20 protein-coding genes are annotated in these 20,865 nt (G+C 72.7%); 15 read left to right on the forward strand and 5 right to left on the reverse strand.

Going from position 1 to position 20,865, the window contains the following annotated elements:
• The first annotated feature begins 6 nt into the window (after positions 1–6).
• The 8 genes from QC283_RS25460 (at position 7) to QC283_RS25495 (ending at position 9,229) form a co-directional block, all read left to right on the forward strand.
• Entirely contained in the window at positions 7–1,272 is a 1,266-nt protein-coding gene (locus QC283_RS25460; RefSeq protein WP_279563999.1) for a cytochrome P450, read from the forward strand.
• On the forward strand, positions 1,269–2,102 hold the full coding sequence (locus tag QC283_RS25465) for a thioesterase II family protein (protein ID WP_279564000.1): 834 nt from the start codon (positions 1,269–1,271) through the stop codon (positions 2,100–2,102). Before QC283_RS25460 ends, QC283_RS25465 begins: the two co-directional genes overlap by 4 nt.
• 61 nt (positions 2,103–2,163) lie before the next feature.
• On the forward strand, positions 2,164–2,892 hold the full coding sequence (locus QC283_RS25470; protein WP_279564001.1) for a class I SAM-dependent methyltransferase: 729 nt from the start codon (positions 2,164–2,166) through the stop codon (positions 2,890–2,892).
• Positions 2,889–4,709, forward strand: coding sequence for an ABC transporter ATP-binding protein (locus QC283_RS25475; RefSeq protein ID WP_279564002.1), 1,821 nt, complete (start codon positions 2,889–2,891; stop codon positions 4,707–4,709). Before QC283_RS25470 ends, QC283_RS25475 begins: the two co-directional genes overlap by 4 nt.
• On the forward strand, positions 4,706–6,463 hold the full coding sequence (locus tag QC283_RS25480; protein ID WP_279564003.1) for an ABC transporter ATP-binding protein: 1,758 nt from the start codon (positions 4,706–4,708) through the stop codon (positions 6,461–6,463). Before QC283_RS25475 ends, QC283_RS25480 begins: the two co-directional genes overlap by 4 nt.
• A gap of 107 nt (positions 6,464–6,570) precedes the next feature.
• Entirely contained in the window at positions 6,571–7,968 is a 1,398-nt protein-coding gene (locus tag QC283_RS25485) for a salicylate synthase (protein WP_279564004.1), read from the forward strand.
• Positions 7,969–8,093: 125 nt separating this feature from the next.
• On the forward strand, positions 8,094–8,849 hold the full coding sequence (locus tag QC283_RS25490; protein WP_279564005.1) for a HipA family kinase: 756 nt from the start codon (positions 8,094–8,096) through the stop codon (positions 8,847–8,849).
• Complete coding sequence (locus tag QC283_RS25495) at positions 8,846–9,229, forward strand: DUF3037 domain-containing protein (protein WP_279564006.1); 384 nt, start codon at positions 8,846–8,848, stop codon at positions 9,227–9,229. Before QC283_RS25490 ends, QC283_RS25495 begins: the two co-directional genes overlap by 4 nt.
• Positions 9,230–9,345: 116 nt before the next feature.
• Here the strand turns inward: QC283_RS25495 and QC283_RS25500 are convergent, their stop codons facing one another.
• Entirely contained in the window at positions 9,346–10,125 is a 780-nt protein-coding gene (locus tag QC283_RS25500; RefSeq protein WP_279564007.1) for a hypothetical protein, read from the reverse strand.
• Between the two features lie 271 nt (positions 10,126–10,396).
• Between QC283_RS25500 and fabG the strand changes: the two genes are divergently transcribed.
• From fabG to QC283_RS25525, 5 genes are all read left to right on the forward strand, one after another.
• On the forward strand, positions 10,397–11,158 hold the full coding sequence (fabG, locus tag QC283_RS25505; protein WP_279564008.1) for a 3-oxoacyl-ACP reductase FabG: 762 nt from the start codon (positions 10,397–10,399) through the stop codon (positions 11,156–11,158).
• Between the two features lie 42 nt (positions 11,159–11,200).
• Positions 11,201–11,962, forward strand: coding sequence for an SDR family oxidoreductase (locus QC283_RS25510; protein WP_279564009.1), 762 nt, complete (start codon positions 11,201–11,203; stop codon positions 11,960–11,962).
• A 210-nt stretch (positions 11,963–12,172) separates the two neighbouring features.
• Positions 12,173–13,759, forward strand: a complete 1,587-nt coding sequence (locus QC283_RS25515; RefSeq protein ID WP_279564010.1) for an ABC transporter substrate-binding protein — start codon at positions 12,173–12,175, stop codon at positions 13,757–13,759.
• A gap of 93 nt (positions 13,760–13,852) precedes the next feature.
• A complete protein-coding gene (ung, locus tag QC283_RS25520; protein WP_279564011.1) occupies positions 13,853–14,536 on the forward strand; it encodes a uracil-DNA glycosylase in 684 nt (227 codons plus the stop codon).
• Positions 14,537–14,659: 123 nt separating this feature from the next.
• Positions 14,660–15,202 carry a hypothetical protein gene (locus QC283_RS25525; protein WP_279564012.1) on the forward strand — a complete coding sequence of 181 codons (543 nt, stop codon included), beginning with the start codon at positions 14,660–14,662 and terminating at the stop codon, positions 15,200–15,202.
• 64 nt (positions 15,203–15,266) lie between these two features.
• Here the strand turns inward: QC283_RS25525 and QC283_RS25530 are convergent, their stop codons facing one another.
• From QC283_RS25530 to QC283_RS25540, 3 genes are all read right to left on the reverse strand, one after another.
• A complete protein-coding gene (locus QC283_RS25530; RefSeq protein WP_279564132.1) occupies positions 15,267–15,779 on the reverse strand; it encodes a hypothetical protein in 513 nt (170 codons plus the stop codon).
• A gap of 103 nt (positions 15,780–15,882) precedes the next feature.
• Entirely contained in the window at positions 15,883–16,395 is a 513-nt protein-coding gene (locus QC283_RS25535) for a DinB family protein (RefSeq protein WP_279564013.1), read from the reverse strand.
• A gap of 43 nt (positions 16,396–16,438) precedes the next feature.
• On the reverse strand, positions 16,439–17,062 hold the full coding sequence (locus QC283_RS25540; RefSeq protein ID WP_279564014.1) for a TetR/AcrR family transcriptional regulator: 624 nt from the start codon (positions 17,060–17,062) through the stop codon (positions 16,439–16,441).
• Positions 17,063–17,154: 92 nt separating this feature from the next.
• Here QC283_RS25540 and QC283_RS25545 point away from each other — a divergent pair, with 92 nt between their 5' ends.
• Both QC283_RS25545 and QC283_RS25550 read left to right on the forward strand, forming a co-directional pair.
• Positions 17,155–18,312 (forward strand): FAD-dependent monooxygenase, encoded by a 1,158-nt coding sequence (locus QC283_RS25545; protein ID WP_279564015.1) that lies wholly within the window; start codon positions 17,155–17,157, stop codon positions 18,310–18,312.
• 74 nt (positions 18,313–18,386) lie between these two features.
• Positions 18,387–19,292 (forward strand): Gfo/Idh/MocA family protein, encoded by a 906-nt coding sequence (locus tag QC283_RS25550; protein ID WP_279564016.1) that lies wholly within the window; start codon positions 18,387–18,389, stop codon positions 19,290–19,292.
• Here QC283_RS25550 and lnt read toward each other — a convergent pair.
• On the reverse strand, positions 19,216–20,793 hold the full coding sequence (gene lnt / locus QC283_RS25555; protein WP_279564017.1) for an apolipoprotein N-acyltransferase: 1,578 nt from the start codon (positions 20,791–20,793) through the stop codon (positions 19,216–19,218). The genes QC283_RS25550 and lnt overlap by 77 nt on opposite strands.
• Positions 20,794–20,865 lie beyond the last annotated feature (72 nt).

The following is a 20,865-nucleotide window of genomic DNA, read 5'->3' on the forward strand; positions in this document are numbered from 1 at the left end:
CCACCCATGACAAACCCCGTATCGCCGACGGCCTCCGACACCCCCGACGCCCCCACCATCGGTGCCGCCCCGGCCCTCGCCGACCCGCCCCGTGAGTTCCCGATCCAGCGCGGCTGCCCCTTCGCCCCGCCCGCCGAGTACGCCGCGATGCGCACCGACGACCCGGTCGCCCGCGTCACCCTGCCGACCAAGCGCGAGGCCTGGGTGGTGACCCGCTACGACGACGTACGCGAACTGCTCTCCGACCCGCGCGTCAGCGCCGACATCCGCCGCCCGGGCTTTCCCGCCCTCGGAGAGGGCGAGCAGGAGGCCGGGGCCAGGTTCCGTCCCTTCATCCGCACCGACGCCCCCGAGCACACCAAGTACCGGCGGATGCTCCTGCCGGCGTTCACGGTGCGCCGGGTCCGCGCGATGCGGCCCGCCGTGCAGGCGCGGGTGGACGAGATCCTGGACGGCGTGCTGGACGGCGGCGGTCCGGTGGACTTCGTGACGGTCTACGCCAACGCCGTCTCCACGTCGGTGATCTGCGAACTGCTCGGCATCCCGCGGCACAACCTGGAGTTCTTCCGGGACGTCACCAGGATCTCCGGCTCCCGCAACAGCACCGCGGAGCAGGTCTCCGAGGCTCTCGGCGGCCTCTTCGGCCTGCTCGCCGAGCTGATCGCCGAGCGGCGGGAGGAACCCCGCGACGACCTGATCTCCAAGCTCGTCATCGACCACCTGGTCCCCGGCAACGTGACGATGGACCAGCTGCTGTCCACTCTCGGCATCACGATCAACGCCGGCCGCGAGACCACGACCAGCATGATCGCCCTGAGCACCCTGCTCCTCCTGGACCGGCCGGAGCTGCTGGAGGAACTGCGCCAGGATCCCTTGCTGATGCCCGCGGCCGTCGACGAACTCCTGCGCGTCCTGTCCGTCGCCGACTCCATCCCCCTGCGCGTCGCCGCCGAGGACATCGAGCTGTCCGGCCTGACCGTCCCCGCCGACGACGGCGTCATCGCCCTCCTCGCCGGGGCCAACCACGACCCCGAGCAGTTCGACGACCCCGAGCGGGCCGACTTCCACCGCACGGACAACCACCACGTGGCGTTCGGCTACGGCGTCCACCAGTGCGTAGGACAGCACCTGGCGCGACTGGAGCTGGAGGTCGCCCTGGAAACGCTGATCCGCCGCGTCCCCACCCTTCGCCTCGCGGGGGACCGGGACCAGGTCGCCGTGAAGCACGACTCGGCCACCTTCGGCCTCGAAGAACTGATGGTGACCTGGTGACCCCGTCCTTCTCGCCGCACGCCTCCGCACGCGCCGCGCGTGCCGGCAGCCCGTGGATCAGGCTGTGGAACGAGGACTCCGCCTCCCGGCTCACACTGATCTGCCTGCCGCACGCCGGCGGCAGCGCGGGCTTCTACCGGCCCTGGGCGGCGCTGATGCCCCCCGAGGTCGAACTCGTCGGCATCCAGTACCCGGGCCGCGAGGACCGCTTCGACGACCCGGCGAGCGCCGACATGGGCGAGCTGGTGACCGCGGTCGCGGATGCCGTCCAACCGCTGCTCGACCGGCCGTACGCCCTGTTCGGGCACAGCATGGGCTCCGCCGTGGCCTGGGAACTGGCCCACGAACTCGAACGCCGCGAAGCTCCCGGCCCGCGCCGGCTCTTCGCGTCGGGCCGGGCCGCCCCCGGCACGGCGGTGACCGGGCAACTGCACCGCCAGGACGACGACGTCCTGTGCGCGGAACTGAGCCGCCTCGGCGGCACCAGCCGTGAGGTCCTCGACGACCCCGGGCTGCGCTCCCTCATCCTCACGGCCGTGCGCCACGACTACCGGATCATCGAGACCCACCGGCCCGAGGACCGGCCGCCGCTGTCCTGCCCGATCCACGTGCTGACCGGCGACGCCGACCCGGAACTCGGCGAGGAGCGCAGCCGCGACCGAGCCGGCGGCTGGGCGGACCTCACCACCGCCCGCACCGAGGTCCGCGTCTTCCCCGGCGACCACTTCTACCTCACCCCGCGACGCCGTGAGGCGGTCACCACCGTCCTGCGCAGGATGGACCCCTCGCTGACCACGGACGGCAGGCGCACGTGGCCGAGCACCCCGTGAGCTCCCACTTCCCGGTCGCTCCCACCCGGCCCGCCACGCCCGCCCCCGCCTGGAGACTGTCGTGATCGACTACTACTCGACCTCGGCCGAGTTCTACGAACTGGTCGCCACCCGGCACACCGCCAGCAGCGGCCCCCCGCTGTCCCGCGTCCTCGCCGGTCTGGACGTGTCGCACGGCCCCGTCCTGGAGATCGGCGCGGGCACCGGACGCGTGACCGAGGTCATCGCCGCCGCACTCCCCGAGGCCGAGATCCTCGCCGCCGAGCCGTCGGCCACCATGCGGGCCATGCTCACCTCCCGGGTCGCCCGTGACCCGGACCTGCGACGCCGGGTGACGGTGGTCGACGGTTCCGCACAGGACCTCGTCCTGCCCGAACGGCTCTCCGCCGTCGTCATCTTCGGCGTGGCCGGTCATCTCACCGTCCCCGAGCGCGTGGCGCTGTGGAAGCGGCTCGCGGCCCGCCTGCCGGACGGTGCGCCCATCGTCGTGGAACTGATGGGCGTCTCCTCACCCCGCGTCATCCCCCCGGTGATGTCCCTGAGGGAAACCATCGGACACCAGACGTACGAGTGGTGGATCGGCGGCGAACCCATCGAGGGCGACGCCATGCGGTTCACCACGACCTGGAAGGTCCTGCGCGACGGCCGCACCGTGCGCGAGGTCGCCGACAGCTACGACTGGCACACCTTCGACGTCGCCCGGCTGGCCCGCGAGGCGGGCATGACCAGCCGCCGCGTCACCGAGGCGGGAGGCCGGCCCATCCCGGAAATCGGAGTACTCGTCAAATGAAGTCACACCCGTCCGAGTCCGGCCCGGGCTCGGTGCCCCGAGGCCCGGCGGCCCCCGGCGTGGGCACCGAGCCACCCCCGCGCCCGCTGCGCGCGCTGACCGAGCCCGTCCGGGGCCGACTCGCCGTCGCCGTCGGCCTCCAGACCGTCGCGGCGCTCGCCGGAGTGGTGCCGTTCATCGCCGTCTCCGAGATCGCCGACCGCCTCACCGGAGGGACCCCCGCCGACGGTGACACCCTGTGGCCGATGGTCATGCTGGCCTGCGCGGCGGGGCTGCTCGCCCTGGTGTGCGGCACGGCGGCCGGTGCCCTCGCCCACATCGCCGACAACGACCTCCAACTCGCCCTCCGCCGCCGCCTCGCCCGGCACATCGGGCGGCTGCCGCTCGGCCGGCTCACCGACCGGGGCACCGGCGAGGTCAAGCAGGCGGTCCAGGACGACGTGAGCGCGCTGCACACGCTGTTCGCCCACACCCTGCTCGACGTCGTCGCCGTGCTCACCGCGCCCGTGCTGGCCCTGGCCTACCTGTTCACCGTCGACTGGCGCCTCGCCCTGGTGGGGGTCGTGCCCCTGTCGCTCGGCGTGTTCCTCTTCAGCCGGGCCATGGCGGGCGCGGCGGCGCAGATGGCCGAGTTCGGCGCAGCGCTGGGGCGGATCTCCGCCGCCGCCGTGGAGTTCGCGTCCGGCATCGCCGTCTTCAAGAGCTTCGGGCGTGAGGGCAAGGCCCACGAGCGTTTCGTCGACGCGACCGAGGGCTTCGCCGACTTCTTCTCCCGCTGGGTCCGGACCACTCTGGCCAGTTCCACCGCCGCCGTGCTGGTGGTCGCCCCGGCCGTGGTTCTGCTCCTCCTGACCGTGGTGGGCACGGTGCTCGTCACCCAGGACTGGATGACCGGCGCCGAACTCGTCCCCTTCCTGCTGCTCGGCCCCGCCGTAGCCGCTCCCATGGGCGTCGTCGGCCCCCGCGTCCAGCAGATCCGGGCCGGCCAGGCCGCCGCCGTGCGCATCACGGAACTGCTCCACGCCCCCACCCTCCCCGAGCCCGCCGACCCCGCCCTCCCCGACGGCCACCACATCTCGATGCGCGGGGTGTCCTTCTCCTACGACGGGCAGACCGACGTCCTCAGCGACGTCGACCTCGACCTCGCGCCCGGCACGGTCACCGCGCTGGTCGGTCCCTCCGGCTCCGGCAAGTCGACCCTGGCATCACTGCTGCCCCGCTTCCACGACGTCACAGCCGGCACGGTGACCCTCGGCGGTGTCGACCTCCGTGACATCGCCGCGACCGAGCTGTACCGCCGGGTCGGCTTCGTCCTCCAGGACGTACGGCTGCTGCGGGCGAGCGTCGCCGACAACATCCGCCTCGGCCGACCCGAGGCCACCGACGAGGAAGTCGAGCGGTGTGCCCGCGCCGCCCGCGTCCACGACCGCGTCATGGCCCTGCCCGACGGCTACACGACCGAACTCGGCACGGCCGCCACCCTCTCCGGCGGTGAGGCACAACGCCTCTCCATCGCCAGAGCCCTGCTCGCCGACGCACCGGTCCTCGTGCTCGACGAGGCGACCGCGTACGCCGACCCGCACTCCGAGGCACTGATCCAGGACGCGCTGTCCGCACTCGCGGCCGGCCGCACCCTGCTCGTCATCGCCCACCGGCTGTCGACCGTCCGCTCCGCCGACCACATCGTGGTGCTGGAGGACGGGCGCGTCACCGAACAGGGCCGCCACGACGACCTGCTGGCCGCCCGGGGCCGCTACGCCACGCTGTGGGACGCCCAGGGGAGCGCGGACGACATCCGAGAAGGAAGTGCACGATGATCCGTCAGCTCTACCGTGTCCTCGGGCCGGAAGGCTCCCGTCCGCTCAACCGGCTGCTCCTCCTCCAGTGCGGCGCGGCCGTCCTGCAGGGCGTGGCCTTCGCCCTCCTGGTGCCCGTTCTGCGGACCCTGCTCGGCCCGGAACCCGACGACGTGTGGCCGTGGCTGACGGCGTTCGCCGCCTGCGCGCTCGCGCACGCCGTGATCCAGGGCGCGGCCATCAGCGGCGGGTTCACGGTCGGCTCCCAGCTCTCCCGGGTACTGCACCGCCGTTTGGCCGACCAGGCCCTGCGCCTGCCGCTGGGCTGGTTCACCGCCGGCCGCACGGCCGAGTTCAGCAGGCTCGCCGGGCAGAACGTCATCCAGGTGATGAGCACACCGGCCCACCTGCTGCGCCCGTTCATCAGCTCCCTGCTCACCCCGGCGACGCTGGTGATCGCCACGTTCTTCTTCGACGTCCGCACCGCCCTGGTACTGCTGGTCTGCGCGCCCGTGCTGTTCGCCGTCCAGCGGGCGAGCACGGCCGTGATGCGGCGGCTCGACCTCGGCCGTGACGCCGCGATCGGCGAGTCCGCCGACCGGGTCCTGGAGTACGCGCGCAACCAGCCGGTACTGAGGGCGTTCGGACGGACCGCCGAGGGCCATGGAGCGCTGGACGACGCCCTGGTGGCCGAGGCACGCGCGGACCGGCGGCTCATCGCGCGGGGGCTGCCCGGCCTGGTCTCGTTCTCGTTCGCCACCCGGCTCGTGTTCGCCCTGCTGCTCGCCCTGGGCGTGTCCTGGCAGCTCGACGGATCGCTCACCGTGCCCACCCTGCTGGCGCTGCTCGTCCTACTGGTCCGCCTGATCGACAGTGTGTCGTCCGCCGCAGAGGCCGGCGCCGGAATGCGCATCGCCCGCAACACCCTGGAACGCCTCGGCGCGGTCCTCGACGAACCACCGTTCCCCCAGCCCGCCGAGCCGAAGACGCCTCGCGACGCGAGCGTGGAGTTCGCCGGGGTCGGCTTCCGCTACGACGCCGGCCCGGCGGAGGGGGCAGGCGCACGTCCGGTCCTCCACGATGTGACCTTCCGTCTGCCCGAGCGCAGCATGACGGCGCTGGTCGGGCCCTCCGGCGCGGGCAAGACCACGATCGCCGGGCTGCTCGCCCGGTTCCGGGACACCACCGAGGGCACCGTCCGCATCGGCGGCGTCGACGTCCGGGACATCAGCGCCGACGACCTGGCGGCCCACGTCTCCCTCGTCTTCCAGGACGTGTACCTCTTCGACGGCACGATCGAGGAGAACGTCCGCGTCGCCGCCCCCGGCGCGGGCCCCGGCGAACTGGCCGAGGCCGCGGCTCTGTCCGGGCTGGACCGCGTGATCGAGGAACTGCCCGAGGGGTGGGCCACGAAGGTGGGGGAGGGCGGCGCGCGACTGTCCGGCGGGCAGCGGCAACGCGTGTCCGTCGCCCGCGCGCTTCTCAAGGACGCCCCGATCCTCGTCCTCGACGAGGCCACCGCCGCCCTCGACCAGGAGAACGAGCGGCTGTTCGCACAGGCCGTGCGGGCTTTGGCGGACCGCAAGACCCTCCTGGTCATCGCCCACCGGCTGAGCACCGTCGTGAACGCCGACCGGATCCTCGTCCTGGAGGACGGCGAGATCACCGAACGGGGCACGCACGACGACTTGTTGACGGCGGGGGGCACGTACGCCTCCTTCTGGGAACGGCGGGCCCAGGCCCACGGCTGGCGACTGGAGGCGGCACCGTCATGACCCCTCACCCGGAACCAGCGTTCGCCCCTCACCCGGCACCAGCGTTCGACCCGGACTCGGCGCCAGCGTTCAACCCGGACCCAGCGGCAGAGAGAAGGCACGACACCATGAGCACCGGAGCCCGGAACACCTGGGAGGCATGGGCGAGGTCCGTCCCCCCGCTCGCGTGCGCGAGCACCCGGGAGCCCCGCCACGACCCGGCGGCCACCGCCACCCGCCTCGCACAGGCCGGACTGGCCGGCCAGTACGTGGTGTACGAGGGGGAAGGCGGAGCCTGGCACTTCGCGGCGGGCTCCGACGTCAGTGTCACAGCGGACGCCACCGGCATCACCGCGCGGGCCGCCGGACGTACCTGGACCTCGCGCACCGACCGGCGGCCACTGACGGCGTTCGCCGCCGCCCTGTCCGCGCTGCGCGACGAGAGCGACGAAGGACGCCGCTTCTACGGCTGGGCCGCCTTCGAACTCGCCCACCTCCTTCACGCGGACCCGGCGGCGGCCGGAGACCAGCCCCTGCTGCACGCGCTGATCCCGGCCGTCGAGGTGACCCTCACCGAGGACCGGACGGTGGTCCGCGCCGTGGACGAGGCATGGGCGCGCAAGGTCGCCGACCTGCTCGCGGAACCTCCGGCCGGGCGGACCTCCCGCGACGAGCCGACGCGGGAGAGGACCGAGGGCGTCATCGCCGTCGGCACCGCCGCCTACGGCCAAACGGTCTCTCGTACGGTCGGGGACATTCGCGCCGGACTGCTGGAGAAGGCCGTGGTCTCCCGGAAGGTCCCGTTGCCGGCCGAACCCCGCCCGGACTTCCCCGCGACGTATCTCGCGGGTCGCCGGGCCAACACACCGGCACGGTCCTACTTGCTGGAACTCGGCGGCTACCGGGCTGCCGGGTTCAGCCCCGAGACCGTTCTCGAGGTCGGGGACGACGGGCGGGTCAGCACACAGCCGCTCGCGGGCACCCGCGCACTGGGCGCCGACCCGGCGGAGAACGAACGCCGGCGCGCGGAACTGCTCAGCGACCCCAAGGAGATACACGAGCACGCCGTGTCCGTACGCCTGGCCTGGGAGGAGATGGCCGCCGTGTGCCGCCCCGGCTCCGTCGTGGCCGAGGAGTACATGTCGGTCCGGCCACGGGGATCGGTGCAGCACCTTGCCTCACGGGTGACCGGCCGGCTCCGTCCGGACGCCGGACCGTGGGACGCCTTCGCCTCCCTCTTCCCGGCGATAACCGCCACCGGGGTCTCGAAACGCGCCGCGCTCGAGACCCTGGCCCGCCACGAGGACGGGCCACGGGGCCTGTACGGCGGCGCGGTGTTCCGGGGGAGCACGAGCGGCGCCCTGGACGCCGCACTCGTCCTGCGTACGCTCCTCGGCACGGAGAAGGAGGCGTGGCTGCGGGCGGGCGCCGGTGTCACCGCCCAGTCCAGCCCCGAACGGGAGATCGAGGAGACCTGCGAGAAACTCCGCAGCGTCGCCCCGTATCTGCGGTTCTCCACGGAGTGACCCGAGACAGGTAGCCGAAGAGTCGTCGGGGAGGGCGCGTGGCTGGGGCGCTCCTCACCGGCGATTACAGTCGGTTACGATGCACACTTCGTACGCAAGGCCAAAGGGACAGGCTGGCTTCGGGAATGCTGAGAGATGTCACCGCCACCCGCTACATCACGCCCTTGCGTGAGGGCGGCTCGCTGCCGGGACTCGTCGAGGGCGACGACCTCGGCACGTATGTCCTCAAGTTCACCGGCGCGGGGCAGGGACGCAAGACGCTCGTCGCCGAGGTGGTCTGCGGCGAACTCGCCCGCCGGCTGGGCTTCCGGGTGCCGGGTCTTGTGACGGTCGACCTCGATCCCGTGCTGGGGCTCGGTGAGCCCGACCAGCAGGTGCAGGAACTGCTCAAGGCGAGCGGCGGCACCAACCTCGGCATGGACTTCCTCTCCGGCGCGCTCGGTTTCGACCCGCTCGCCTTCGAGGTGAGCGCCGAGGAGGCGGGGCGCATCGTCTGGTTCGACGCGCTGGTGAACAACGTCGACCGGTCCTGGCGCAACCCCAACCTGCTGCGGTGGCGCGGCGAGGTGTGGCTCATCGATCACGGCGCGACCATGATCTGGCATCACAACTGGCCGGGCGCCGAGACCTCCGCCGCCCGGCCGTACGACACCTCCGACCACGCCCTCGCGCGCTTCGCGCCGGACGTCCGCTCGGCCGCCGCCGCGCTCGCGCCCCTGGTCACCGAGGAACTCCTCGCCGAGGTCACCGCCGAGATCCCCGACGTCTGGCTGCTCGGCGAACCCGGCTTCGCCACCCCCGACGACCTCCGACGCGCCTACGCCGAGCCCCTCCTCGCCCGGGCCGCCACCATCCACGAACGCGTCAAGGGGGACCGGTGAGCGACCGCCATGTCTTCGAGTACGCGCTGCTGCGCGTCGTACCCCGCGTCGAGCGCGGGGAGCGCGTCAACGCCGGAGTGCTCCTGTACTGCCGGGGCAGGTCCTACGTCGGGGCCCGCACCCACCTCGACGAGACCCGGCTGCTGGCGCTCGACCCGGACGTGGACCTGCCCGGCGTACGCGCCGCCCTGCGTGCCGTCGAGGGCGTGTGCGCCGGCGGCGACGCGGCGGGCCAGGCGGCCGGCGACGACCCGGGCCGCCGCTTCCGCTGGCTGATCGCTCCCCGTTCCACCATCGTCCGGCCCGGCCCCGTCCACACCGGCCTCACGACCGACCCGGCGGCCGAGATCGAACGGCTCCTCGACCTGCTGGTGCGCTAGGGGGTGTCGTTTGGATCAGGTCGGCTCCAGGAAACGGCGCCTTGCAGCGGAGCAGACCCCGCGACCCCGGCAAGATCCAAACGACACCCCCTAGCCGTGCTTCGCGGCGCCCCGCCTCAGGTGTGCCGGCGGCGCCTGATCGCGTAGCCCGCCGCGAGCGCGGCGCTTGTCACGAAGCCCAGCCCGATGCCGATGTCCCGGCTGCTCGGCCCGGTACCCGAGGCACCGCCGAATCCGCCCTGCGTGCCGAGCGTCGGCGCGACGGTGGGAGAGGTGGCGGGAACCGGCGTGGTGGTGGCCGGGGTCGGGGTGGGACGGGGCATGGAGGTCGCGGAGATGGTCGGGAGCGAGGCCTGCCTCGGCGGTGCCGCGCCGGCCGCGCCTCCGTCCGCCTTCCCGGCGGCGTCGGTCCCGCCCTGGTCGAGCCGGCCGTCGCCGGGTCGGCCCGCGTCTGATCCGCCCTGGCCGGCGTCCTGGCCGATTCCGTCCTGTTCGGGTCGGCCCAAGTCGTGTCCGCCCTCGTCGGGCCGGTACTCGTCGACGCCTCCAGAGTCGTTCCCGCCTTCGTCGGGCCGGTACTCGTCGAGTCGGTCCTCGTCGAAGTCGCCCTGTTCGAGCCGGCCTTCGTCGGCTCCGCTTCCGTCGGCTCCGCTCTCGTCGGGTCGACTCCCGTCGGGCCGGTCCCCGTCGGACAGGTCTGCGGTGAGCGCGTCCGGATCCAAGGCATCAGGGGCGTACGGGTCCGGGTCGACCGGGTCGTTGTCGAGGGCGGACCGGGACGCCTTGTGGTGGGTGAGATCCCAGGAGTCCGGTCCCTGGGAGTGTGCGGGGTAGGCCAGCGGCACGATCGCGGCGATCGCGACGGCTATGCCTGCGGCACCGGTACGACGGCGCATGGACGCCTCCTTTTCCGGCCACGGGTGGCTCGCGCTTCGACGCTAGGGCGCCGGTGGCGTGGGGGCCCGCAGCGCTGGGCCGATCGGGTTGGCCGGGCGCGGTGCCACCCCCGGGAGTCCAGGTAATGGATCACACCGGCCCGGTGTCCCGTTGACACCGGGTGCCAGGGCTTCTAGCGTCACGTCTGCGGAAGGTACTAAGCGGTCGCTCACCCAGGGCGCACCGCGACACTCCGCACGGGCCGCATCCCCAGGACGAGGAGAAGCAGCAATGTCCACCACTGAGCAGCGGGTCGCCGTAGTCACCGGAGCCGCGCGCGGCATCGGTGCCGCCACCGCCGTACGACTGGCCGCCGAGGGCCGTGCCGTCGCCGTCATCGACCTCGACGAGGCCGCCTGCAAGGACACCGTCGAGAAGATCACCGCGGCCGGCGGCAAGGCCGTCGCGGTCGGCTGCGACGTCTCCGACGAGTCGCAGGTCGAGGCGGCCGTCGCGCGGATCGCCGAGGAGCTGGGCGCGCCGGTGATCCTCGTCAACAACGCGGGGGTGCTGCGCGACAACCTGCTGTTCAAGATGAGCGTCTCCGACTGGGACACCGTCATGAACGTGCACCTGCGCGGCGCCTTCCTGATGTCGAAGGCCTGCCAGAAGCACATGGTGGACGCCGGCTTCGGCCGCATCGTCAACCTGTCCTCCTCCTCGGCACTCGGCAACCGCGGCCAGGTCAACTACTCCGCCGCCAAGGCCGGTCTGCAGGGCTTCACCAAGACCCTCGCCAAGGAGCTCGGCAAGTTCGGCGTCACCGCCAACTCCGTCGCCCCCGGCTTCATCGCCACCGAGATGACCAAGGCCACCGCCGACCGCGTCGGCATGGGCTTCGACGACTTCAAGGCCGCCGCCGCCACTCAGATCCCGGTCGCGCGTGTCGGTGAGCCCGACGACATCGCCAACGCCATCGCCTTCTTCACCGGCGAGGCGGCCGGCTTCGTCTCCGGCCAGGTGCTGTACGTGGCCGGCGGACCGCTCGACTAGGGACGCGGAGACTAGGGAAGACTGGGACTAGGGACCACTGACATGACTGAACTCCCCGGGCTCTCCGGCAAGGTCGCGCTCGTCACGGGCGCCAGCCGCGGCATCGGCTACGGCGTCGCCGAGGCGCTCGTCGCGCGCGGTGACCGCGTCTGCATCACCGGCCGGGGCGAGGAAGCCCTCAAGGAAGCCGTCGACAGGCTCGGCTCGGACCGGGTCATCGGCGTCGCCGGCAAGGCGCACGACGAGGCCCACCAGGCCGTCGCCGTCGAGCGCACGATGGAGGCCTTCGGCCGCGTCGACTTCCTGGTCAACAACGCCGGCACCAACCCGGTGTTCGGGCCGATCGCCGACCTCGACCTGAACGTCGCGCGCAAGGTCTTCGAGACCAACGTGATCTCGGCGCTCGGCTTCGCCCAGCGCACCTGGCACGCCTGGCAGAAGGACAACGGCGGCGCGATCGTCAACATCGCCTCCGTCGCGGGCCTGTCGCCCTCGCCCTTCATCGCCGCCTACGGCGTCAGCAAGGCCGCGCTGATCAACCTCACGGCACAGCTGGCGCACGAGTTCGCGCCCAAGGTGCGGGTCAACGCGATCGCCCCGGCGGTCGTGAAGACCAAGTTCGCCGCCGCCCTGTACGAGGGCCGCGAGGAGGAGGCCGCCGCGGGCTACCCGCTGGGCCGGCTCGGCGTGCCCTCCGACATCGGGGGTGCCGCCGCGTTCCTCACCTCGGAGCAGTCCGGCTGGGTCACCGGTCAGACGCTCGTGGTCGACGGCGGCATCTTCCTGAACGCCGGCGTGGCCTGATTTCAGCTGCCGCCCACACCTCAGGATCGATCCCGGACACGGGCGCCGTCGACGAGACCGGCGCCCGTGTCCGCGTTTCGAGACGCCCGGGGTCATGACAACGTAGTCATCGCCAGATGATCAAAACCCCTGTTCAGAAGGGGGTTCAGGTGACGCGGCGCTGCGGTATGGTCTGCCGACCCTTGGTACGGCGGATCGAGGAGCGTGCGCGTGTTCAACCGGAACCGAGGCCTGCGGCGGGCGGCGGCCATCGTGTCCATATCGTCGCTGGTCACCGGATGCGGCATCCTGTCGTCCGGCAGTTCGAAGGACGAGGGGCCGATCGTCGTGGGGACGACCAGCACCCCCAGCACGCTGGATCCGGCCGCTTCCTGGGACGGTTCGTGGGAGCTGTTCCGCAACGTCTACCAGACGCTGCTCAGCTACCCCAACGGCGCGACCGCGCCCGAGCCCGACGCCGCCGAGAACTGCGCGTTCGCCGACTCCACGAACCAGGTGTACCGCTGTGAGCTGCGCGAAGGCCTGACCTTCTCCAACGGGGACCGGCTGGACGCCCAGGCCGTCAAGCACTCGATCGACCGGATCAAGGACATCAACGTCAACGGCGGCCCCGCCGGTCTGCTGGGCAGCCTCGAACGGGTCCAGGCGCCGAGCGAGCGCGAAGTGGTCTTCCATCTCAACAAGCCCGACGCCACCTTCCCGTTCGTGCTCGCCACGCCCGCGATGTCGATCGTCGAACCCGGCGGCTACCCGGCGGACGCCCTGCGCGAGGACGGCGAGGTCGTCGGCTCGGGCCCGTACACGCTCCAGTCGTACGACGAGGGCGAGCGGGCCGAACTCGTCCGCAACGACCGCTACAAGGGCTTCGCCGAGCGCCACAACGACGCGGTGACCATCCGCTACTTCAAGGACTCCGCCGGCATGGTGAAGGCGCTGCGCGACGGGGAGATCCAGGTCACCTACCGAGGTCTCGCGGCCGACGACGTCATCACGCTGCAGGGCGGGGCCGCCAAGGAGGAGGACCTCCAGCTGGTCGAGGGCAGCGGTACGGAGATCCGCTACCTCGTCTTCAACCCCGAGGACCCGTGGGCGGGCCGCAGGGAGGTGCGCCAGGCCGTCGCCCAGGTGATCGACCGGGCGGCGATCGCCCACAAGATCTACCAGGACACGGTCGACCCGCTGTACTCGATGGTCCCCAAGGGCCTGACCGGCCACACCACGGGCTTCTTCGACGACTACGGTGATCCCAGCGTCCCCAAGGCCCGCGAGCTCCTCACCGACGCCGGCATCACCGAGCCCGTCCCGCTGACCCTCTGGTACACCAGTGACCGCTACGGTTCCGAGACGGCGCGAGAGTTCAAGGAGATCAAGCGCCAGCTCGAGTCCTCCGGCCTGTTCACGGTCACCCTCGAGAGCCGCCCTTGGAAGACGTACGTCGAGGGCTACCAGAAGGGCGAGTACCCGGTGTTCGGGCGCGGCTGGTCCCCCGACTTCCCGGACGCGGAGAACTTCATCGCGCCCTTCGTCGGTGAGCAGAACGCGCTCGGCACGCCCTACCTCGCACCGGAGATCACCGGTGAGCTGCTGCCGCGCTCACGCCGGGAGAGCGACCGCGCCGACGTGGAGAAGGAGTTCGAGCGGGCGCAGCAGATCCTCCTGGACGACGCGCGGCTGCTGCCGCTGTGGCAGGGCAAGCAGTACGTCGCCGTCAGCACGGACATCTCGGGCGCGGAGCGGGCCATGGACCCCTCGTCGATCATGATGATGTGGCAGCTGTACCGGAAGACCAGCTGGTAGGCGCTGTCGGGGGCCGGCGGGCGCTCCGATTGTCAGTGGTCGCCGGTAGGTTCTTCAGGAGTGGAAGCGACCGCACAGCGTAAGGAAGTTGACGTGACCGACATCGCCATGCTGCCCGAGTCCTGGCGCGAGGTGCTGGGTGGCGAACTGCACAAGCCCTACTTCAAGGAGCTGATGGAGTTCGTCGAGGAGGAGCGGGCGAACGGCCCCGTCTACCCCCCGCGCGAGGAGGTCTTCGCGGCGCTGGAGGCCACACCGTACGACCAGGTGAAGGTGCTGGTCCTCGGGCAGGATCCGTACCACGGCGAGGGCCAGGGCCACGGGCTGTGCTTCTCCGTCCGGCCGGGTGTGAAGGTGCCGCCGTCCCTGCGGAACATCTACAAGGAGATGCACGCGGAGCTGGACACCCCGATCCCGGACAACGGCTATCTGATGCCGTGGGCGAAGCAGGGCGTCCTGCTGCTCAACGCGGTGCTCACGGTCCGGGCCGGCGAGGCGAACTCGCACAAGGCCCGCGGCTGGGAGCTGTTCACCGACGCGGTGATCCGCGCGGTGGCCGGCCGGACGGACCCGGCGGTGTTCGTGCTGTGGGGCAACTACGCGCAGAAGAAGCTGCCGCTGATCGACGAGACGCGGCACGTGGTGGTCAAGGGCGCGCACCCCTCGCCGCTGTCGGCGAAGAAGTTCTTCGGCTCCCGCCCGTTCACGCAGATCAACGAGGCGGTCGCGGAGCAGGGACACGAGTCGATCGACTGGACCATCCCCCAGCTGGGCTGACCCCGACGGGCGGGCCGGTCCGCCACCGGCCGGCCCGTGCGCGTCACGGGCAGCCTGACCGGTATTTCCGTTATGTGCCGTTAGCGTCGTCGGGGACAGCCGACGACGGGCACGGAGGACGCGGTGGCCAAGGGACAGGAGCAGGCGGCGCCGGATGCCGTGCTGACGCGGATCGGGCAGGTCGTCATGCTGCATCACGCGGGCGACCGTGAGGAGGCCCGGCACCGCTTCCTCGGCCTGTGGGCGGAGATCGGCGAGCGCGGCGATCCGTTGCACCGCTGCACCCTGGCCCACTACCTGGCCGACACCCAGGACGACCCGGGGGACGAACTGGCCTGGGACCTGCGGGCGTTGTCGGCCGCCGAGGAACTCACGGAGGACCGGCCCACCGACCGGTGCCGGGGCACGCTCGCCGCGCGTGCCCTCTACCCCTCGCTGCACCTGAACCTGGCCGCCGACTACGACCGGCTCGGCCACCGTGAGGCCGCCCGCGTTCACCTGCGACGAGCCCGCGGCGCGGCCGGGTCACTCGCCCCCGACCGCTACGGCGAGGGGGTGCGCGCGGCGATCGACCGGCTGGAGCGACGACTGGGCGAGGACGGTCCCACGCCCGATCGCCATGACCGGCCGGACGGGCGGTGGGGACCACCGCGCCAGCGGCCCTAGGAAGTGTCGGTGTCGTTCGTGGCAGGTCTGCTTCGTGAAGCGTCCCGGTGGGCGAGGGTACGGCTCAGCGGCCGTACGCCTGCTCGCAGATGACCGACTGGGGGCTGCCCGGCCGCCAGCCGCCGTACTGCTTGCCGAGGGAGCACACGTTCGCGTTCCGGCCGGCGTCCTGGCCGGCCGGCGGCGGTACGTCGGGGACCTGGGCGCGAGGTCGCTCGGACCCGTGCGCCCGCTCCGGCGCCTTGGAAGGGGCGGGGCGCGGCTGCTGTTCGGGGCGGGCAGGGGCGGCCGGGGGTTTCCGCGGCGGTGGGGCCGTCGGAGGCGTCGTGCGGCGCGGCTCGCCGGAGGCGTGGCCGGGGGTCCGGGAGGGACCGATCATCTCCAGCGCCTCGCGGGCCGGGGCCTGCACGACCCGAGGCTCGGCCGGGCCGTCCGGGTGCGGCGCGGACGAGCGGGCGCCGGCCGCCGACGGTTCTGCCGCGGCCGGGCCCTGGACCGTCGTACAGGCGGCCAGGGCCGAGACAGCCACGATCACGAGGAGCGTTGCGGTGGTCGTCGTTCGATGCACCCGGGCCACTCTGCTGGGTCGGGCCCCGTCCGCGGCGCCGGACGAGCGGAGGTTGCCCCGCACGGGTGATCTCCCGCCCCGTACGGAGGCCCCGGGGCCGTCGAAGGTGACGTCAGTCGCCCGTGGCGCCGTCGAGGCGTTCGCGGATCAGGTCGGCGTGCCCGTTGTGGCGGGCGTACTCCTCGATCATGTGGGTGTGGATCCAGCGCAGGGTGTACCGCTCACCGGTGCGCCGGTGCCTGCCGCGGGTCGGTTCGCCGAGAGGGAAGCCGGCCGCGTTGCGCCTGGCCGCCCCGATCTCGGCCTGCCAGGTGGCATGGGCCTCCTGCCACGTGTCCGCCTCGGTCACACGGAAGTCGCCGTCCGGGTCCTCGGCGGTGTAGTAGATCGGGTCCGCGTCCTCGTCCGCCAGCACCCTGCGGTACCAGCTCCGCTCCACCTCCGCCATGTGCCGCACCAGCCCCATCAGGGACAACGTGGACGGGGCCACGGAGGCGGTCCTGAGCTGGGCGTCGGTGAGGCCCTCGCACTTCAGCGCGAGGGTCTGCCGGTGGTACTCCACCCAGCCCTCCAGCATGGTGCGTTCGTCGGCGTCGGTGGCGGGTTCGCGGCGTTCGTTCGTCATGTCGGCATCCTCGCCGACGAATACCCCGGCCCACCAGGGGATTTCAGCCGCCCAGCATGCCGTCGAGCATCTCGCGCAGTCCCGCCCGGACCTCCTCGAGGCCCGGCACCTCCGCGTGGAAGGACCCGGCCACGCAGCTGAACATCAGTCCGTCCGCCCAGGCGACCAGTGACAGCACGTGCCGGGCCGGATCGGCCGAGCCCATCGATGTGACCAGGGTGCCGAGCTGCTCCCGGAAGCGGGCGCCCGCCGAGTCGAAGTGGGCCCGCAGCTCGGGGCGGCGGGTGGCCTCGAGGGCCAGTTCGTAGCGGGCCAGCGTCAGTTCGCGGTGCTGGGTCAGCGCGCGGTGCGTGGCCAGTGCCAGGGCGTCCACCAGGGAGTCCAGGCCGTGGCGCGGGTCCGGCATCTCGTGCAGCGCCAGCAAGCGCGCATCCCGGTCGGCCAGGCGCCGCACCGCCAGCTCCAGGAGCGCCTGCCGGGTGCGCGCGAGGTTGGACGTGGAGCCCTGGGGGAGTCCGGCCGCCTCGTCGACCGCACGGTGCGTGAGTCCGCGCATCCCGCGCTCGGCGAGCAGGGCGAGGGCGGCGTCGGCGACGAGGCCGGCGCGGGAGGCGCCGGCCGGGGGCGGGGGAGCGGCGGTGCGTGCGGACACGGGTCGTGCGGACATGGGTACAACCTACCCGCCTCACTACGTCTGTAGTACAGTCGGGACGGCAGGCGTCACTACGCCTGTAGTGAGCGTGAGCCGGAGGAGGAGCCATGACACGGACCAGGCAGGCCCTAGTGATCGGCGGCGGGATCGGCGGCCTGACCGCGGCGGCGGCCCTGCACCGCCGCGGCCTGCGGGTCACCGTCCTGGAGCGCGCCCCCTCGCTCCAGCCGATCGGCGCGGCCATCTCCCTGTCGCCCAACGCCCTGCGCGCCCTCGACGTCATCGGCCTCGGCGACGAGATCCGCGAACTCGCCGCCTGGCAGGGCGACGGGGGACTGCGCACGCCGGGCGGGCGCTGGCTCTCCCGTTCCAGCGCCGAGGCCGCGGCGGCACGGTTCGGCGGGCCGCTGGTGCTGTTGCACCGGGCCGCCCTCATCGACCGCCTGGCCGCGCGACTGCCGACCGGCGTCGTGCGCACCGCCGCCGACGCGACGCTCACCGACCCCGGCGGCAGCGACCGGCCGGCCCGGGTACGCACACCCGACGGCGAGCTGGAGGCCGACCTGGTCGTCGGAGCCGACGGCATCCACTCCGGCGTACGCGGCACGCTGTTCCCGCACCACCCCGGCCTCGTCTACTCCGGCTTCACCACCTGGCGGGTGGTGATCCCGGTACCCGGCGCCGAGTTCGCCTCGCACGAGACCTGGGGCCGGGGCCGCATCTGGGGCACGCACCCGCTGGGCGACGGCCGGGTCTACGCCTACGCCGCCGCCGTCGCCCCGGCCGGCGGACACGCGGCCGACGAGAGGGCCGAGCTGCTGCGCCGGTACGGCGACTGGCACGAGCCGATCCCCGCCGTCCTCGCCGCCGCCCGCCCCGAGGACGTCCTCCGTCACGACGTGCACCGCGTCGCCGAGCCGCTGCCCGCCTACCACCAGGGCAGGGTCGCTCTCCTCGGGGACGCCGCGCACGCCATGCCGCCGACCCTCGGCCAGGGTGGCAACCAGGCCGTCGAGGACGCGATCGTGCTCGCACACCACCACGACGACCTGGCCGCCTACACCGCCGCCCGCCTCCCCCGTACGACCGCTGTCGCCCGCCGGGCCGTCAGGGTCGCCCGGTTCAACCTGATGACCAACCGCGCCGGGATCGCCGTACGCGACACCGCGATCACCGCGCTGTCCAAGGCCGGGCCCGCCCTCTTCCTGCGCGGCTTCGACGGCATCGCCGACTGGCGGCCCCCGGTGGGGGCCCCGCCCGCTTGAACGAGGCCGGGAGTGCGGGACGCCGTATGCTTCCCAGCGGACCCAGCTCGGCGAACGTCAGAGGAGCACACCCCGTGAAGGTCGGCTGCATCGGACTCGGCGACATCGCGCAGAAGGCCTACCTGCCGGTGCTCGCCACCCTCCCCGGCGTCGAGCTGCATCTGCAGACCCGTACCCCGGCGACGCTCGCCCGGGTCGCCGACGGACTGCGCCTCCCGGACGGGCAGCGCCACGCGGACCTCGACTCGCTCCTCGCCGAGGGCCTCGACGCCGCCTTCGTACACGCGCCGACGGCCGTCCACCCGGAGATCGTGACCCGCCTGCTCCAGGCCCGCGTCCCGACCTACGTCGACAAGCCGCTCGCCTACGAACTCGCCGACTCCGAGCGGCTGGTGGCCCTCGCCGAGGAACGGAACACCGGCCTCGCCGTCGGCTTCAACCGGCGCCACGCCCCCGGGTACGCGCAGTGCGCCGAACACCCGCGCGAGCTGATCCTCATGCAGAAGAACCGCATAGGCCTGCCCGAGGAACCGCGCACGATGATCCTCGACGACTTCATCCACGTCGTCGACACGCTGCGCTTCCTGGCGCCCGGCACGGTGGACGACGTGACCGTGCGCGCCCGTGTCGAGGACGGCCTGCTCCATCACGTCGTGCTCCAGCTCGCCGGGGACGGTTTCACCGCGCTCGGCGTCATGAACCGGCTGAGCGGCTCGGCGGAGGAGATCCTCGAGGTCTCGGGCCAGGACACCAAGCGCCAGGTGGTCAACCTCGCCGACGTGATCGACCACAAGGGCCAGCCGACCGTGCGACGGCGCGGAGACTGGGTCCCGGTGGCCCGCCAACGCGGTATCGAGCAGGCGGTGCTCGCCTTCCTCGACGCCGTGCGCGTCGGCAAGGTGCTCAGCGCCCGGGACGCGCTCGAGACCCATGAGCTGTGCGAGCGGGTGGTGCGGGAGGTGGCGGAGCGCTCCGCCTGACCCGTACTTCCCGTACGCCCTCGGCGGCGGCCCAGGCCGCGAGGATCAGCAGCGCCGCGTGCAGCGTCCAGTCGCCGTGGCGGACATACGGTGTGCTGCCGTGGGTGAGCGGTACCTCGTACACCCGTGAGGCGCTCGCGTCGGTGCCGAGCCACGAGCCGATCCGCGCGCCGCCCGCGTCGTAGACGGCGGAGACACCGGTCAGGGTCGCGTGCACCATCGGGCGGCCCGTCTCGGCGGCGCGCAGCGCGGCGAGCGAGGCGTGCTGCTCCGGTGCCCAGGTGTGCTGGAAGGTCGACGTCGACGACTGGGCGAGCAGCACCTCGGCGCCGTCGGCGGCCAGCCGGCGGCTCATGTCGGGAAACGCGCTCTCGAAGCACACCATCGGCCCGATCCGCAGCCCGTCCCCGACGTCCATCACCACCTGCTCGGTGCCCCGCCTGCGGTCCTCGCCCGCCGCCTCGCCGACGGAAGTGGCCCAGCCGAGCAGCGAGCGTGCCGGGACGTACTCCCCGAACGGGACGAGCCTCATCTTGTCGTACCGGTCGCCGGTCGGGCCGTCGGGGCCGACGAGCACGGAGCTCTTGTAGATGCCGGGCTTGTCGGAGCGCCGCGCGTCCACGTTGACCAGGATGTCCGCGCCGGTCTCCCGCGACAGCGCCGCCAGCCGCCGGGCCAGGTCGGGCCGGTCGTCGAGGTCGAAACCGACGCTGCTCTCGCCCCAGACGATCAGGTCGAGGTCCCGGTCGGCGAGCCGGCGGGTCAGCTCCTCCTCGCGGTCGAAGCGCCGGTCGGGGCCGGCGGCCCCGGTGACGACGCCGGGCTGCACCACGGCGATCGCGGCCCGCTCGCCGTCCGCGCCGGGACGCGGCGACCAGACCCAGGCCGCGGAGGTGGCGGCGGCGGTGGCGACCAGCCCGGCCAGGGCGGGCACCCGGGCCCGGCGGACCGCGACGAGTACCGCGACGGCGACATTGACGGCCACCACGAGGAAGCTCAGCAGCCACACCCCGCCCACCGAGGCGAGCCGCAGCGCCGGTGCCACCTGCCACTGACTCGAGCCGAGGACACCCCAGGGACCGCCGAGCCCTTCCCAGGAACGGATCAGCTCCACCGCCAGCCAGCCCGACGGCAGCACCACCAGTGCCGCAGCGGCCCGCCCGGCCGAAGGCGCCCCGCCCAGCAGCCGGCGCACCAGCCAGCCCCACGGCGCCCAGAGCGCGCCGAGCAGCGCGGCGATGACGAACGTGAACACGTGCAGGTTGGGCATCAGCCAGTGATGCATGGCCAGCATGAATCCGAAGCCGCCGCACCACCCGTCGTACGCCGCCCGCTTCCAGGTCGGTGCCGTCCGGGCCAGCAACAGCCAGGGCACCAGCGCGACCCAGGCCCACCACCACAGGGCCGGACCCGGAAAGGCGAGTACGGGCAGCGCGCCGACGACCGCGGCGGCGGCCGAGCGCCGCCACGGGGAGGCGAGCCGGTGGCCGAGCGTCTTCATGGGCACCTCCCTACCCCGTGGTCCCTTCAGTGTGCGCTCTCGACGAGGGCGGATTCAGTTGATCACAGCGGT

The sequence above is a fragment of the Streptomyces sp. DH41 genome, assembly GCF_029813785.1.
Taxonomy (GTDB): Bacteria; Actinomycetota; Actinomycetes; order Streptomycetales; family Streptomycetaceae; genus Streptomyces.

What these genes read in the sequence shown, in the direction of transcription:
- QC283_RS25510 (WP_279564009.1), top strand. Translation starts at nt 11,201, where the DNA reads ATGACTGAACTCCCCGGGCTCTCCGGCAAGGTCGCGCTCGTCACGGGC.
- QC283_RS25545 (WP_279564015.1), top strand. Translation starts at nt 17,155, where the DNA reads ATGACACGGACCAGGCAGGCCCTAGTGATCGGCGGCGGGATCGGCGGC.
- fabG (WP_279564008.1), top strand. Translation starts at nt 10,397, where the DNA reads ATGTCCACCACTGAGCAGCGGGTCGCCGTAGTCACCGGAGCCGCGCGC.
- QC283_RS25490 (WP_279564005.1), top strand. Translation starts at nt 8,094, where the DNA reads ATGCTGAGAGATGTCACCGCCACCCGCTACATCACGCCCTTGCGTGAG.
- QC283_RS25540 (WP_279564014.1), bottom strand. Translation starts at nt 17,062, where the DNA reads ATGTCCGCACGACCCGTGTCCGCACGCACCGCCGCTCCCCCGCCCCCG.
- QC283_RS25485 (WP_279564004.1), top strand. Translation starts at nt 6,571, where the DNA reads ATGAGCACCGGAGCCCGGAACACCTGGGAGGCATGGGCGAGGTCCGTC.
- QC283_RS25500 (WP_279564007.1), bottom strand. Translation starts at nt 10,125, where the DNA reads ATGCGCCGTCGTACCGGTGCCGCAGGCATAGCCGTCGCGATCGCCGCG.
- QC283_RS25460 (WP_279563999.1), top strand. Translation starts at nt 7, where the DNA reads ATGACAAACCCCGTATCGCCGACGGCCTCCGACACCCCCGACGCCCCC.
- QC283_RS25475 (WP_279564002.1), top strand. Translation starts at nt 2,889, where the DNA reads ATGAAGTCACACCCGTCCGAGTCCGGCCCGGGCTCGGTGCCCCGAGGC.
- QC283_RS25535 (WP_279564013.1), bottom strand. Translation starts at nt 16,395, where the DNA reads ATGACGAACGAACGCCGCGAACCCGCCACCGACGCCGACGAACGCACC.
- lnt (WP_279564017.1), bottom strand. Translation starts at nt 20,793, where the DNA reads ATGAAGACGCTCGGCCACCGGCTCGCCTCCCCGTGGCGGCGCTCGGCC.
- QC283_RS25480 (WP_279564003.1), top strand. Translation starts at nt 4,706, where the DNA reads ATGATCCGTCAGCTCTACCGTGTCCTCGGGCCGGAAGGCTCCCGTCCG.